13 protein-coding genes and 2 pseudogenes are annotated in these 14,198 nt (G+C 28.2%); 9 read left to right on the top strand and 6 right to left on the bottom strand.

All coding sequences use genetic code 11. The features are described 5' to 3' along the window. Window positions 1–9: 9 nt before the first annotated feature. Window positions 10–579 (bottom strand): serine O-acetyltransferase EpsC, encoded by a 570-nt coding sequence (gene epsC, locus HNP65_RS02055; RefSeq protein WP_184618718.1) that lies wholly within the window; start codon window positions 577–579, stop codon window positions 10–12. A gap of 155 nt (window positions 580–734) precedes the next feature. On the opposite strand from epsC, the pseudogene HNP65_RS02050 reads away from it, so the two are divergent. Beyond that, a pseudogene (locus HNP65_RS02050) lies at window positions 735–1,646 on the top strand (L-lactate dehydrogenase). Here the strand turns inward: HNP65_RS02050 and HNP65_RS02045 are convergent. Beyond that, window positions 1,641–3,440, bottom strand: a complete 1,800-nt coding sequence (locus tag HNP65_RS02045; RefSeq protein WP_184618717.1) for a beta-N-acetylhexosaminidase — start codon at window positions 3,438–3,440, stop codon at window positions 1,641–1,643. The pseudogene HNP65_RS02050 and the gene HNP65_RS02045 overlap by 6 nt on opposite strands. A gap of 113 nt (window positions 3,441–3,553) precedes the next feature. On the opposite strand from HNP65_RS02045, the gene HNP65_RS02040 reads away from it, so the two are divergent. The 3 genes from HNP65_RS02040 to HNP65_RS02030 are packed head-to-tail and all read left to right on the top strand — an operon-like array spanning window position 3,554 to window position 5,308. Further along, window positions 3,554–4,282 carry an MBL fold metallo-hydrolase gene (locus HNP65_RS02040; protein WP_246348156.1) on the top strand — a complete coding sequence of 243 codons (729 nt, stop codon included), beginning with the start codon at window positions 3,554–3,556 and terminating at the stop codon, window positions 4,280–4,282. 25 nt (window positions 4,283–4,307) lie between these two features. Beyond that, the gene (locus tag HNP65_RS02035; RefSeq protein WP_184618716.1) at window positions 4,308–4,643 is read left to right on the top strand and encodes a PadR family transcriptional regulator; all 336 of its coding nucleotides are present in this window, start codon (window positions 4,308–4,310) and stop codon (window positions 4,641–4,643) included. Between the two features lie 50 nt (window positions 4,644–4,693). Then, entirely contained in the window at window positions 4,694–5,308 is a 615-nt protein-coding gene (locus HNP65_RS02030) for a phosphatase PAP2 family protein (protein WP_184618715.1), read from the top strand. Window positions 5,309–5,624: 316 nt separating this feature from the next. Here the strand turns inward: HNP65_RS02030 and HNP65_RS09745 are convergent. Next, window positions 5,625–6,266 (bottom strand): annotated as a pseudogene (locus HNP65_RS09745) (IS3 family transposase); the annotation flags it as partial. Window positions 6,267–7,168: 902 nt separating this feature from the next. On the opposite strand from HNP65_RS09745, the gene HNP65_RS02010 reads away from it, so the two are divergent. The 3 genes from HNP65_RS02010 to HNP65_RS02000 all read left to right on the top strand — a co-directional run bounded on the left by HNP65_RS02010 (window position 7,169) and on the right by HNP65_RS02000 (window position 9,718). Next, on the top strand, window positions 7,169–7,522 hold the full coding sequence (locus HNP65_RS02010) for a hypothetical protein (RefSeq protein WP_184618712.1): 354 nt from the start codon (window positions 7,169–7,171) through the stop codon (window positions 7,520–7,522). A 15-nt stretch (window positions 7,523–7,537) separates the two neighbouring features. Continuing rightward, the gene (locus HNP65_RS02005) at window positions 7,538–8,440 is read left to right on the top strand and encodes a right-handed parallel beta-helix repeat-containing protein (RefSeq protein WP_184618711.1); all 903 of its coding nucleotides are present in this window, start codon (window positions 7,538–7,540) and stop codon (window positions 8,438–8,440) included. 126 nt (window positions 8,441–8,566) lie between these two features. Beyond that, window positions 8,567–9,718 (top strand): MFS transporter, encoded by a 1,152-nt coding sequence (locus HNP65_RS02000; RefSeq protein WP_184618710.1) that lies wholly within the window; start codon window positions 8,567–8,569, stop codon window positions 9,716–9,718. Here HNP65_RS02000 and HNP65_RS01995 read toward each other — a convergent pair. After that, window positions 9,709–10,293 (bottom strand): nucleotidyltransferase family protein, encoded by a 585-nt coding sequence (locus HNP65_RS01995; RefSeq protein ID WP_184618709.1) that lies wholly within the window; start codon window positions 10,291–10,293, stop codon window positions 9,709–9,711. The two genes, HNP65_RS02000 and HNP65_RS01995, sit on opposite strands and share 10 nt — an antisense overlap. Next, on the bottom strand, window positions 10,248–10,685 hold the full coding sequence (locus HNP65_RS01990; RefSeq protein ID WP_184618708.1) for a methylated-DNA--[protein]-cysteine S-methyltransferase: 438 nt from the start codon (window positions 10,683–10,685) through the stop codon (window positions 10,248–10,250). Before HNP65_RS01990 ends, HNP65_RS01995 begins: the two co-directional genes overlap by 46 nt. A 38-nt stretch (window positions 10,686–10,723) precedes the next feature. Here HNP65_RS01990 and HNP65_RS01985 point away from each other — a divergent pair, with 38 nt between their 5' ends. Together HNP65_RS01985 and HNP65_RS01980 are read left to right on the top strand one after the other, a co-directional pair. After that, window positions 10,724–11,623 carry an alpha/beta hydrolase family protein gene (locus HNP65_RS01985; RefSeq protein WP_184618707.1) on the top strand — a complete coding sequence of 300 codons (900 nt, stop codon included), beginning with the start codon at window positions 10,724–10,726 and terminating at the stop codon, window positions 11,621–11,623. Then, on the top strand, window positions 11,616–12,605 hold the full coding sequence (locus tag HNP65_RS01980; RefSeq protein ID WP_184618706.1) for an alpha/beta hydrolase: 990 nt from the start codon (window positions 11,616–11,618) through the stop codon (window positions 12,603–12,605). Before HNP65_RS01985 ends, HNP65_RS01980 begins: the two co-directional genes overlap by 8 nt. Here the strand turns inward: HNP65_RS01980 and HNP65_RS01975 are convergent, their stop codons facing one another. After that, complete coding sequence (locus HNP65_RS01975) at window positions 12,606–14,117, bottom strand: diguanylate cyclase domain-containing protein (protein WP_184618705.1); 1,512 nt, start codon at window positions 14,115–14,117, stop codon at window positions 12,606–12,608. It lies immediately after the preceding gene. Window positions 14,118–14,198 lie beyond the last annotated feature (81 nt).

Here is a 14,198-nt window from a genome sequence, read left to right as displayed (position 1 = left end):
GCCTCCCATTTATATTATCCATTCTATTTCTTCTTTTTTTATTTCATTTATATTTTTTGCTGGAATTCCAACAAATACAGAATTTTCTGGGATGTCTTCTAAAACTACTGAGTTTGCACCTATTTTTGCATTATTTCCTATTTTAACTGGTCCTAGAATTTTTGCTCCGGCACCTATTAGTACGTTTTTTTCAATATCTGGATGTCTTTTTCCTTTTTGAATGTTTCTTGCCCCTAAAGTAACTCCGTGATAAATTATTGTACCTTCACCAACTGATGCAGTAGAGCCTATTACAGTTCCTATTCCATGATCAATAACTACCCCTGGTTCAATTTTAGCCGCAGGATGAATATCGATTGAAAATAATATTCTTGATAGAAAGTGAATCAAAAATGATATGAACTTAAGGTTGTTAATGTAAAATAGGTGGGATATTCTATAAAATGTTAAGGAAATAAATCCAACATGGAATAGAACTTGATATGAATTTTCAATGGAAGGATCTTTTTTTAGTAATTCTTCCTTATCTTTTTTGATAGCAATAAAAGTATTTTTTAAGTCTTTAAAAAATTTACGCACCCCATAAAAAATCACCCTCCTGTTTAGTTTGTTGTTTTTATTATAACAGATTCATGTGGAATGTAAATTAATTATTTGTAAAAATTATTTCAAAATAAATTAATTAGCCTCACCTTATAAAAATGTGGTAGAATTTTTTAGAAAGGAGTGATAATATAAAAATTTCAATAATTGGAGCAGGAAGAGTAGGTACAAGCATAGCATATTCTTTACTTCATAGAAAAATAGCCAATGAGATAGTGATTATTGATAAAAATAATGAAAAGGCTTATGGTGAAGCATTAGATCTATATCATGGAACTTCTTTGATCAAGAGGTGTAATATTTATGCTGGAAATTTTCAAGATTTAAAAAACAGTGATATTGTCATTATTACAGCTGGTGCAGCTCAAAAAGTTGGTGAAACAAGATTAGATTTAACAAAGAGAAACTATGAGATAATCAAGGATATATCAAAAGAGATAAAAAAATACTCTAATGAAAGTATTGTAATAAACGTAACTAATCCAGTTGATGTACTTACTTACTTTCTTTGGAAAGAAATAGATTTTCCAAAAAATAGAGTGATTGGTACAGGAACAATACTTGATACAGCAAGATTTAGAGCTTTGGTTTCAAAGCAGTGTGGAGTTTCACCGGCAAGTGTCCATGCATATATTGTAGGTGAACATGGTGATAGTGAACTCATGGTTTGGAGTAGTGCGACTATTGGCGGTGTAAATATAAAAGATTTTTGTAAAGTATGTAATATAAAAAATTGTAAAAATTTGAGGGACATATTTGAAGAAACTAAAAATGCAGCTTACACGATTATTGAAAAAAAGGGAGCTACAAACTTTGCTATAGGAGTAGTTACAGCTTAACTTGTTGAGAGTATTTTTAAAGATGAGAAAAAAGTTTTAACTCCATCAACATATATTGATGGTATTTTTATTGGTTTTCCTGCAATTGTAGGTAAAAATGGAATAGAAAGAATTATTCCAATTGAGATGGATGAATTCGAAATTAGTTTGTTTGAAAATTCAAAAAATGTAATAAGAAGGCAAATAAAAGAAATAGAGCTATAAAAATTTCTTTATTTTGCTCAATTTTTCAATGCTGAATTTGAGCCCACCGGATCTATTTCTGGAAAGCCATATTTTTTTATAATTTTCAATAAGTTTTTCTAATCTAATTGAAAATTCTTCTTTTGTAACACTAGGCAGCTTGGAAATACTGCTAACATTAGCTTTTTTCGTGGAAATAAGAAGTTCAGTTGCTAAAATTGAAACTTCAATATTGTTTTTAATTTCTTCTTTTATTAATGAGTCGTTTATTTTACTTGCCTTTTGCAATTGTTCTTCCAAAAATTGTTTTGTTAATATTAAATTTTCTATGCTTATTTTTTCAAGAAACTCTTTATTTATTTTATCTGGGTATATATATACAAGTGCAAAAAGCGCAGAATTAGGAAAGTCAATACCTGTTAATTTATATGCGTTGCCTATTGCAGTTAAAATATCGGCCACCTCTTTTTCAAAATACAGGCTAATGGCATTTTCTATGTTAACGTCTTTGTTTTCTTCAAATCCCCAAAAAACTCCTGCTGAATAAAATATTGCTGGGAATGATATTGGGAAATGTTGCCAGTGGCCATTGTCTCCCCAATCAGTTAAAAGTAAACCAGAAGCTTTAAATTTTACGGCGTTTTTAGCTGCATTTTTAATGTTTAAAATAGAATTTTCTAATCTACCAACTAATGAATTCCATGATGATGTCCCTGGACATACATAAAATTTTCTATTTTTAAACAATTTGCATTCATCTTCGAATGGATGATTTTTTTCATATCCCCATATTAAAAAAGTGATATCATTTGGAATTTCATTTACAAGCTCTGGATAATTTTTGATTATATCTGCCCACATCATCATTTTTTTGTTATATTTTTTAAGTAAATTATAAATTTTAAGAATGAAGTCAAGATAAACTTTACCTTTTCCAACCTTTTCACACAATTTTTTGGATTTTCCTTGACACAAATCAAATGTTTCATCAGCATTTATATTGAAATATTTACTTGAAAAATGAGGAAGTAGCTCTTTATATAAGTTATCCAGAAATTTTATAGAATCTTCAATAACTGGTGAGAGAGAAAATGGTGTATTGTAGTGTTCTTCCCAAGGTGTATCAAATTCAAAAGTTTCAGCTAGATAACTATATTCATTGTGTATTAGCCATTTTTCCATATGTCCAAAAGAAGCCTGATTTGGTATAAGTTCTATAAATCTTTCTTTGCAGTAATTATCAAGAAGAATAATATCTTCTCCACTTAGTGGAGAATAGTCTTTCCAAACCTTTTCATGGTTTTGGTATGAAAAGGTATGTTCAACATAAAGTTGTAGTTGATTGAATTTAAGTTGAGATAGTAAATCGACAATGTAAAATAGTGTCTCAAGTTTTGGGACTTTGTCTCTACTAATATCTAACAAATATCCTCTATTTTTTATGCTAGGAAAATCGAAAATATCAAGTTGAGGAATTTTTAGACCAAAATTTTTGATAATTTGGATTAACGTCATAAAGGCATAATGGATACCAGCTACATTATTTGCCGTTATTTCTATATTTTTATTTGAAATTGTTAATATATATCCAGAATGTTTTTTTACTTTTGAGCGGTTTATTTTACTTTCAATAACTGTTTTTTCACCATTATGAAGGCTGATGAATGCTTCAATACCAATATTTTCAAGTTCTTTTTTTAGCATTTTTGCACTTGCAAGTAATGACTTTGTAGGAATAGATATGAAAAGTTTATTTGGAAAATTGAATTCTCCTTGGTTTATTTTTAATTTTTTTGGAGCAGGGATAAGAATCATATAGTAATCACCTCATCTAATTTTCTTATTTCTATTATATAACAAAAATGATGTATAATTTAAATAGGTAAGAATTTTACTTTGGGAGGGGATTAAAAATTAAAATTACAGTTTTGTGTAATGATACTTCTAGAGATGGTTTTTTTAAAGAACATGGACTTTCTATTTTGATAAATGATAGAATATTGTTTGATACGGGACAAACAGATGTATTTATAAAAAACGGAGAAAAGCTTGGAATTAATTTTTCTAAGATTGAAAAAGTTATAATTTCACATGGGCATTATGATCATATTGGTGGATTGATTTTTTTACAAAATGTAGCAAATCCTGAGGTGTTTATTCACAAAAAAGCGTTGGTTGAAAGATATAGTGATAGTAAAATTGCAGGAGTATCATATGATTGGAACAAAATTGAACTAAAAGTAAACTTTGTAGATAGTGATATTTCAACTGACGAAGTTAGAATAATAACAAATATTAAAATGAGAGAAGATATTATTGATGAGAAATTTAGGTTATCAGATGGAAGAAAGGATTTTTTTGAAGATGAAATAAACATAGTAATTGAGAATTTTTTGTTTACTGGTTGTGCGCATAGGGGGATTGAAAATATTGTAGAGCAAGTGATAAAAAGGTATAATATAGAATATGTAGTAGGAGGATTCCATTTAGTTAATGCCTCAAGTGAAAGAGTAAGAAAAATTACTGAACTTTTTGAAAAATATGATTTAAAAGTGATACCTCTCCATTGTACTGGTGAAAATGCAATAAAATTTATGAAAGATAGCTTGAAAGATAAGTGTATTATTTTAAATTCTGGTGATGAATGGAGGAGATAAAATTAACGGAAGGCGAAGAAGAGGAATGGGACGTTTCAGGAAAACATTTATTGAACCATTTGTTTTGTTAATAATAGCACAAAGTCCATTGCATGGATATGAAATAGCAAATAAACTTTTAGAATTTGGTATAGAACTTACAGGTCTTGGACAGATGGGAAATCTTTATAGAATCCTTTCAAAGCTTGAAGAAGAAGGTCTTTTGAGATTTGAATGGGATAATACAAATCAGGGACCTTCTAAAAAAGTTTATTATATTACACCAGAAGGACTTGAGTACTTAAAAAGAAGTGTGGAAGAACTTGAAAAAATAAATAATACTATATCCAGATTTATTATTGAAGCTAAGAAGTTAATCTAAATATGTAATTGAACATTAAACTGTCCTTATGCCATTTTGGGGTGTTATGAATGAAAAAGTTGTTTTTATTTGTTCTACTGTTTTTTCAAGTTCTTTCTTTTTCATTTAATATTTTAGATGAAACACGAAAAGACATAAAAGCGATACAGTTTGATATTAACGAACCATTGCTTTTTTCAACTACATTCTTGATTGATGGAAAAGTTAAAGGATTAGAGCTTTCTAAGTTTGATAATTTTTGTTTTGAAACAATTAACAATTTAGGTGAGAAAGATTTTTTAATTTTAACTGCGCTTGTTGCAGGAATTACTTATTTTGATGATCCTGTACTTTCATATACTATACTTGAAAGTACTGTTTTTACTTCGGTGATAACGTATGCTTTGAAAATTTCAATTGGCAGAGGAAGACCTTATGCATATGACAACCCTTTTGTTTTTAAGCCTTTTTCTTTTGAAAATAAAAATTTTTCCTTCCCTTCTGGACATAGTTCATTTGCCTGGGCCCTATTTACTCCACTAGCTGAAAGGTATAACAAAGTACTATATGTTTTTCCCTTTTTATTTTCAATGTCAAGGGTTGTAGGAAATTATCACTGGCTTAGCGATGTCATTTTTGGAGCATTTATTGGTTATACTATTTCAAAATGCTTTTATTATAATTAAAATAAATCGTCCTATAGTGTAGACTTACTCTGTAAATGGTACAAATAAAAAAGTTAATAATTTACTTTTTTAAACAGCATGACTTCGGTACTCCATCGAAGCCATTTTTTATTGTGTTTGTCACTAACTCCATATTGTTACTTTCACTTAGTATATATTCTATTATCTCGCTATTGTAATGCACCACAAAAAATTGGGCAGAAATCAAGAAACTTTTGTGTAGTTTGAGTATTCTTCGTATACCTCCCGCGGACTTCTGTATTTCAATGCACTGTCTGGATATCTACTATTGTAAAATTCCTCGTATCATTCTTACGTTCTTCGTCATTACTTTCGTCATGTCTATTCCCAGTACCTGCCTTGGCCTGGTTGGAACTATCTTTCTTTGAAAACTTCTTTTTGCTTTCTTTATGTGCTTCTTTAGAAGCAATCTATTTTCTTTCATTATTCTGTAGACCCTTTTGTGATTGATTTTCTTTCCCTGTTTTCTAAGCATAGCACAAATACGTCTATATCCCCAATATGGATGTTCCTGCTTTAACTTTTGTATGATCAAACACTTTCATCATTTTTCTTTCTCATGTATTTTTTCGTTTTGTAATAATACGTACTTCTACTTATTTTCAAATACATAATAGCTTCAGATATACTGAATCCTTTTTCAATTAATAAACTTACTGTTTTCCTCCAGGGTGAATGAGTATTTTTTTAGACTGAATAACAATAGCTTGTTTACCAATAATTTGTTCAAGCTCTTGTATCTTTCTTTGATATTGTGCTACTTGAGAAGAATTGGAAGAATTTTCAAGTGCAGACTTTGCACCAATACTTATCTCTCCACTTGTAATACTGCCATTGAGAAATACCATGTTCTCTACAAATTTCAGCTATAGCTTTTTGCCCTCTTAAACCTTCAAGAACATCTACAATTTTCTTCAGCAGAAAACTTTCTCCTCATACCTTTCACTCCCCCTCATGAAAAATTATACTCTCTCTTTTTTCTCTGTCCAATCCTTCAGGGGAGCTGTATATCTCTTTCATTAATCTATATATTTTCTTGTGGTTTATCTTTTCTTTTTAATATCGCTGTTAGTCTCCTGTATCCATATATTTCTTTGTATCTAAAATATAGTTCTCTAATCTCTTTTTTGTAAGTTCAGTGATGCCATATGTTAGTTAATTATTTATCCACAATCGTACTCTATCTACTTTCAGGGCCCCCTAAGAGAGAAGCAATAGTCTTCTTAAGAAGTTTTTCATCTGTGTAAATCTTAATGACTTCTTATTTTATATCCAAAGGATACATTGCTTTTGTAGTTCCTTAACCAAAGAAAACATCCTCATGTTGGTTTTATTGTACCACTTTGGGAGTGTTTTTTTCATTAATTTTTATTGAGTTTCGTTTCTTGAAGTCGACGCAGTAATTTGATTAAGTTTTTATTGGTTAAATTAATAAAAAATTTAACTATAAAATATTTTATTATATTGCTTTAGTAAAACTTGATAGAAAGATTAATAATATTAACAATAAATTAATTAAATATAAAATATTGTTCTTTTGTTTGTTTTTAAAGATAATTATATTGTTTATTTATAATGAATTTTATATATTCAATAATCTATTTAATATGTCGATAAACAACTAAAATTAGTTATTTGTTAATAATATTGAAATATTATGAGCGGTATAGAAAACAGTTGTTATTTTTTTTTTTTTTAAGATAATTGGAAAATATTAGCAAAATCAAAGTTTGGATTTAAGATAAAAATAATATATATTAAACTTGTATTCATTTAATTGAAGGTTGTAAAATTATATGAAAATTTTAAAAGCTATTATTACAAGAGGAGGGTGAGATTATGAAGAAATTTTGGGGAATTTTATTTTTTTTACTGTTATCTATGACAATCTTTTCTCAATATTATGATTTTGAAATGATAGTATCTAAGTCGTTTCCAAAGCTTGATAGAGAATGTGATGAAAGTTTAACTGAACCAGTTACATATGCAATATGTACAAAATGGGAAGAAAAACCAGGATATTTAGATAATACTTGTTTAAATGTTTGTCAAACTGCTTGTCAAGTACTTCCTAATAAAATTGCTGTGCTTGCTTGCTCTGTAGGTTGTTATGGAGCTTGTTGGAAACCTGAAAGCAAGAAATGTCTTGATTGGGACGTAATAAGAGTTTATCCGTGTAATTGGGGATACTAAAAAGGGGGGATCTTTGTGAAAAAAAGTTTAGTTATTATATTCTTACTTGCATTTAGTATTATTCTTATTTCAGAAACTATAATAGTTGAGGAAAATATTCAACAAGCTATTGATAAGGCAAAAGATGGTGATATAATTTATCTGAAAGCTGGTACTTACAAAGAAAATTTGTCGATAGTATCTAAAAAGTTGACTTTATTAGGAGAAGAAGGTGTTTATATAAACTATGTTGGAAAGGATTCGGAAAACGTTTTTGCCTCAAGTCCAACAATTTATATTGAAAATTCAAATGTTGTAATAAAAAATTTGGAAATTGGATCAGTAAACTCAATTGGAATTGGACTTTTAAATTCTAAGATTTCATTGAGCAATGTAAATATGAATCTTGATAATGCGTATGGAGTAGTATGTGTAGCCGATGAAGAAAAAGAATCATTTTTAGAAGTTTCAAATTTGAGTGTTAAAGATGTAAATTATAAAAGTAGTTCAGGTAAGAATGTAAATTTAAGTTTTAACAGTGTTGGAATAATGCTTTCTGGGGATTCAATGTTTGTAGCAAATGATATTGAGATGAAAGGAATGAAAAATGGATTAATTTTGAATAACAGAATGTCATATATATACAATTCAGACTTTTTAGAAAATGAAAACGTAGCAGTTATATTAAGTGGGCAGCAAAAATTAATAAACAACAGATTTGAATTAAATGTTGAGGCATTTAAAGTTGCAAATTCTCCTGAAGTAGAGTTAGTAGGAAATACATTTAAAGATAATTCCTATAATTTTGTAATAAAAAAAGATGATTGTTCTTCTTGCCCAAATTTGAAACGTTTTTCTGGAAAAATTATAGGTTTTTCAAATATTTTACAGTCTCCAGAAATTTTAAATGAAAATTTTGGAAAATATTTTTGGAAATAATAAATTAAATAAGAATTTTTAAAGAGTCGCTATGGATTTTTTCCATGGCGACTTTTTTATTGATAATTTTTATATTTATTGTATAATTAGTTTGTAAGCCGAATTAATTTTTAGGAGTTGATGTTTTTGAGTCCACCAGTAAGGATTGTGTTTTATACGTTTTTGAATGGTATATCAAGAAATGTATATCAAGTGCTATTCAATTTATATTTGAAAAATTTTGGCTATAATAACTCCATTATTGGAAAAATAATGTCTTTTAATCTTTGGGGTTCAGCAATACTTGCAATACTTTTGGGGATTCTTTCAGATAAAATCGGTAGAAAAAAGATGCTTTTACTTGTTCAACCACTTGGAGCATTATTTGCGATAATGAGATTATTTCCATTTAATTTGACTTGGCTTTATATTACTTCTTTTTTATTTGGTGGGTTTAATTCTGCAATAATGATATTGACTGATGTATTTTTGGTTGAAAGTACGCATAACAAAAATAGAGCTAAATTTTTTGGAATGAATTTTGGAGTAAGGATGTTGACAGGGGTTATTGGAAATGCATTGGGAGGATTTTTGGGAGATATTTTTGGATTTAGAAATGTAATGATTTGGTCTATGGTATTGAGAGTTTTTGCGCTTATTCCAATTCTTAAAATAAATGAAGTTGTAATTTTAAAAGAAAAAATAAAGATGAATGAATTTCAAAAGAAGATATTTGCATTTTATATTTTTTCAACTGCTAGTGTAGGTTTTGGTGCAGGTCTATTCATTCACTTTGGAAATGTCATATTCTATGATTTATTTGCTTTAAGTGCAACAGTAATTGGTTTTATCTTGGCGCTTGCACAGTTTGGAACAAGTATTGGCTCAACCTTTTCCCACAAGTTAGGAAAGAAATTTGGAGCAGCTAAAGTATTGATGCTTTCTAATCTTGCTGTTCCAATCTTGATACTAATGCTTTCCTTTGTTAGAGAACCTATAAGTTTTACAACTATATATGTTGCAAGATTTACAATAATGAATATGGTAAATCCTATATTTAATACTCTAGTTTTATCATACTTACCAAAAAGTATACTTGCATCAACTGCTGGAATAAGAAGCTTTGCAAATAACGCAAGTAGAGCTTTTGCTGCAATGTTGTTTTCTGTACTAGCCACTAGCTCAAGTGGATATTCTGTTATATTCTTAATAAGTTCAATATTTTATTTTGTAAATGCATTGGTGATTTATGTTTTCTATAAGATGATGAAGGATAAAGATTCAGAACTTTATGGTTGATCTATATCTTTTATAACTTTGTCTGTTTTAAATTCTATCTTTTTTACTAAATTTGGATTTTTATAAATTATTTGTTTTATACCTTTATCACCTTTAAGATTTAAAATTTCTTGAAATAAACTTTTGTGAACTATTGTTGGGAAGCCTTTAATATTTTTATAGTAAGGGGCAATTATTTTATCTTCTTTTTCAATTTTTTGCAAAATGCTAAATACTATATCAGTACTTATATAAGGCATATCTGCAAGAAAGATAGCAATGTAATCAGGCTCAAAATGGATAATGTTTTTAATTAATAATTTTAAAGAAGTTGAAATGCCCTTTTTGTATTCGTTGTTTATTAAAATTGTAAAATTTTCTGGAATTATAAAGTAAGGATTAATCTTATTCCAAAGTGGATTAACTACTAAAAAGTTCTTTTCAAAGTTTATAGATTTTACAACGTCAATGACGTGTTGAAGCATAGGCTTTCCGTTTATATTATGTAAAATTTTTACGTTGTTTTGGAATCTTTCACCTTGACCAGCTGCTAATATTGCTGAGAAGACTCTAAATTCAAAAGATATTCTTTCCATTTTCTTCCTCCAGTAAAACCATGTATATCGTTTTTCCCAACAACTCTATGGCATGGAATGTAAATAGGTAATGGATTTTTTGACATTGCAAAACCTACAACTCTTGGGTTTACATTTAATATTTTTGCTATTTGGCCATATGTCATAGTTTGACCATATGGAATTTCTCTTACAAAATCCCATATTTTTTTAAATGTTTTTCCTGTGCTAATTTCTACGTCAAACAAAAGTTTTTTTCTTTTACCTTCAAAGTATTCTTTTATTTGACTAGTGAATATACCTAATTCTATTTCTTCTAAAAATTCATTTGTGAATTCTATTTTAATTGCTTTGTTGTCTTTAACATATACAATTATTGAACCAAATTCAGTATTTACAATTCCTTTTTCCATTTTTTCACTCCTTTGGTATAATTATACCAGGTGATAAGATGAATTTTAAAATTTTTATTAAGTATTTTGTTTATATTTTTTTAATGATTTTATCGATTTCGCATTTTACCCTTACATTGTTAATACTTTTTATATTACAAATACCAGTTATTAGAAAATCTCTACTTGGTAAATTACCTTTTAAACTTGATAAGAAACCATGGAGTAGAAAAGAAACTTTTGAATATAAGAAAAATTTGTGGCTTGATGTTTATTTTCCAAAGGAAAAATCTGAACATCTTATTTTGTTTGCACATGGTGGTGGTTGGATTAGTGGATATAGAAGACAACCTAATAACGTATCATGGTATAGATTTCTTGTCTCGAAAGGTTTTATAGTTGCCGCAATAGATTATAGATACGGTTTTCTAAATGAAATTGAGCAACTTGTGGAGGATTTATCAGATGCATATAATTTTGTAAAGAATAATATAAATGTTAAAAAGATAAGCTTAATGGGACTTTCGGCTGGAGGCCATCTTGCTTTATATTTTGGATTGAAACATAAAATAGAACTGGAAAATATAGTTGCGTATTATTCTCCCTGTGATTTACTAGATATATGGAAGAGTGAATCTTTATTTGCAAGATTTGCGGTTTCTACAACTTTAAAAAGATTTCCGTCAAAATCAAAAGATGTTTACAAATATTATTCGCCTATTTCTTATGTGGAAAAAGGTGTTGTGCCAATATTATTAGTCCATGGTATGAAAGATAAGGTTGTACCTTATATTTCATCAGTAAAAATGTATAAAAAGTTGCGAAGTTTTTCAAATAAAGCGAGGTTACTACTTCATCCATTTGGGGATCATGGATTTGAGTTTATTTTGAAAGATGAAAAAACAAAAAGTATTTTACTAAAAACAATTGATTTTTTAAAGGGTGATGGATATGATTAGTTTTGATTTTGATTTTTCAATGCCAGAATATACATCTGGTTATATACTAAAATCAAAGAATTTTCGAGTGTCATTTATTAAATTTCCAACTCAATATAAATTTGCAGAAAAGGGAACAGAGATAGTTGAAACTTACTTGTTTGAACCTAAAAGAGATATTGCTGGAAGTTTAATGATTCTGCATGGACTGGGAACAAGTAATATTCCATTTTTACTTTGGATGGGTACACATCTTGCTAATGCAGGGGTTAGAACAATTGTTCCAATACTTCCAGGTAATTTTACAAGAGTAGCAGATAGATCGGTAAGTGGGAAAGATTATTTTTCAACCGATGTTGAACGTGCTACCAGATTTTGGGAACATGCTGTTGTTGATACATTAAGTGTTTTAAATCTTGCAAAAAATTTAGATTTGTGGCATGAAAATAATTGTTTGCTTGGATTTTGTCTTGGTGGGATGTTAAGTGTAATACTTAATTCATTGACAGATGACTTTAAAAAGACAATTTTGATGACAACCGGTGGTGATGTTGGAACGTTAATTTGGTACTCACCAACGCTTGCTTTTATGAGAAGGGAAATTAAAAAAGGGTTTGGTGGAGATATAATACATAAAGAAGAATTCTTGGAGAGGTTCAAGAATGATATAGAAAAATTGAAAAAATTTGAAAATGTAAAGCAAATGCAGCAAAGTGATATACATCCATTCTTGAAAATAGATCCAATTGCGTACGCAAAATTTGTAAAAACTGAAAGAATAATATTTATTGAGGCCTTGTTTGATAAAGCTTTGCCAAAATCGACTAGAAAAATGTTATGGGAGATGCTTGGAAAACCAAGAAGGCATGTCATATTCTCTGGACATGTTACGTGGTTGCCTTTTCAATATTTTCTTGCAAGATTTATTTTAAAGGAAATGGATGCAAATGAATTTAGAAGACAAGCAAGATTAATGGAGAAGATTAAATTTGAAGAAAAATAATTAATTCCTGTATTTATATTTATTTTTCATTTTATACATAAGTAGATCTCCGGATTCAAGGGTTTTTTCAAGTGAATCCTTGTATCGAATTATACCCCACGAAAAGGTTGGTGAAGTTTCATCACTATTTCTAAATTCATTTAGTATTCTATTAATTGTTATTTTTCCTTTTCTCTTAGAACAGTTTTTAAGCACAATAAGGAATTCATCACCGCCAAGTCTGATTAGTAGATCATCTTTTCTTATGTTATTTTTGACGATTTGCGAGAATTTTTTAAGTACTTTATCACCATATTTATGTCCGAGAGTATCGTTTATTTCCTTTAGTTTATTAATATCGATGTATATAAAAAGATCAGATTCATTGAATTTTTCAAAGTCAAATATATTTCTATTATATGCTTTTGTTAGATTATCAAAAACGCTTTTTTTATAGTATATGTGCTTTTCTTTTACAGTTTCTTTATAGCTTGAGATAATTATATAAGAAAATACAAAAAATAGTATAAGAACGCCTAAGGGGCTCAAAAATTTGGTTTCAATATCAAAGATTAGAACAATTACATCATGTATTGCTGTTAAAATAAATGATGATAAAATAAAGAGTAAAGTAAGTGATTTTTTTGTGTTTGACTTGAAAAAAAGATAAATCAAAAATACTGCATTAAGAACAAAAATTACAGAAAGGTAATTATGGAATATGTGAGTGTGGTAGACTGAAGGTGAAAATATTAAGATAATGCATGAAACATAATAGAGAAAAGTTAAGGTCTTACCAAATAATCCATTGTAGTTAAAGTATATAAAACTACCTTTTGAAAGGAATAAAAAAGATAGATAAAGACTAACTAAAGTAATTTTTTTAAATAAAGAAAAATTTTCTATTGAATCAAAAATTGGAAGCGGTAATGTATCAAAGAGCCATATTATTCCAAGAATAGAAGCTAATGAAAAATGTAAGAATAATTTCTTTTCGTTTCTTTTTGAATTGATGGAAAATAAGAGTAATATAATTGAAAGTGATAACAATGTTCCCATCAAAAATATTACTAGATAAAATGTTAAAATTTTTAATGTCCAATATTTTGGAAGTTGATTTTCTTGAATTATAAATATTGGAAAGTCGATGCCTAGCTCATATGTTCCTGACATTTTTATTTTTAATTCTCTAGATTCATCCGGCAAAGTTATTAAAAATGGTGAATAAAAAAAGTGCCCTATTTTGTTTTTATACCCTATTTTTTTAATTAATATGTCATTAATATATATTTCAATATAGGAAGCATCAACCTGAGGGATATATAGATATGAATTTTTAGGTACATTATCTAATTTTGCCCCCAAAGAAATACTTAAGGGCTTTTTTAGCAAAAAGAAGAAAGGTATTTTCAAATTTTTGCCATATTTATTAGAGTTTTCAACAACTGAAAAACTTTCGATTTTCAGTCCTTCGACTTTTAATGAATAATTGTATAAATTTATTAAAACTAAAACAAAAATAGATGAAAACACTAAAGTTAAAGCAATTTTTATTAAAGTTTTAATTTTTATTACCCCCTTATTACACTTTTATTCTAACAGTATTTTTTTAAT

The organism is Thermosipho japonicus, from assembly GCF_014201655.1.
GTDB classification, from domain to species: Bacteria; Thermotogota; Thermotogae; order Thermotogales; family Fervidobacteriaceae; genus Thermosipho; species Thermosipho japonicus.
This window is presented reverse-complemented; position numbering and strand designations above follow the sequence as displayed.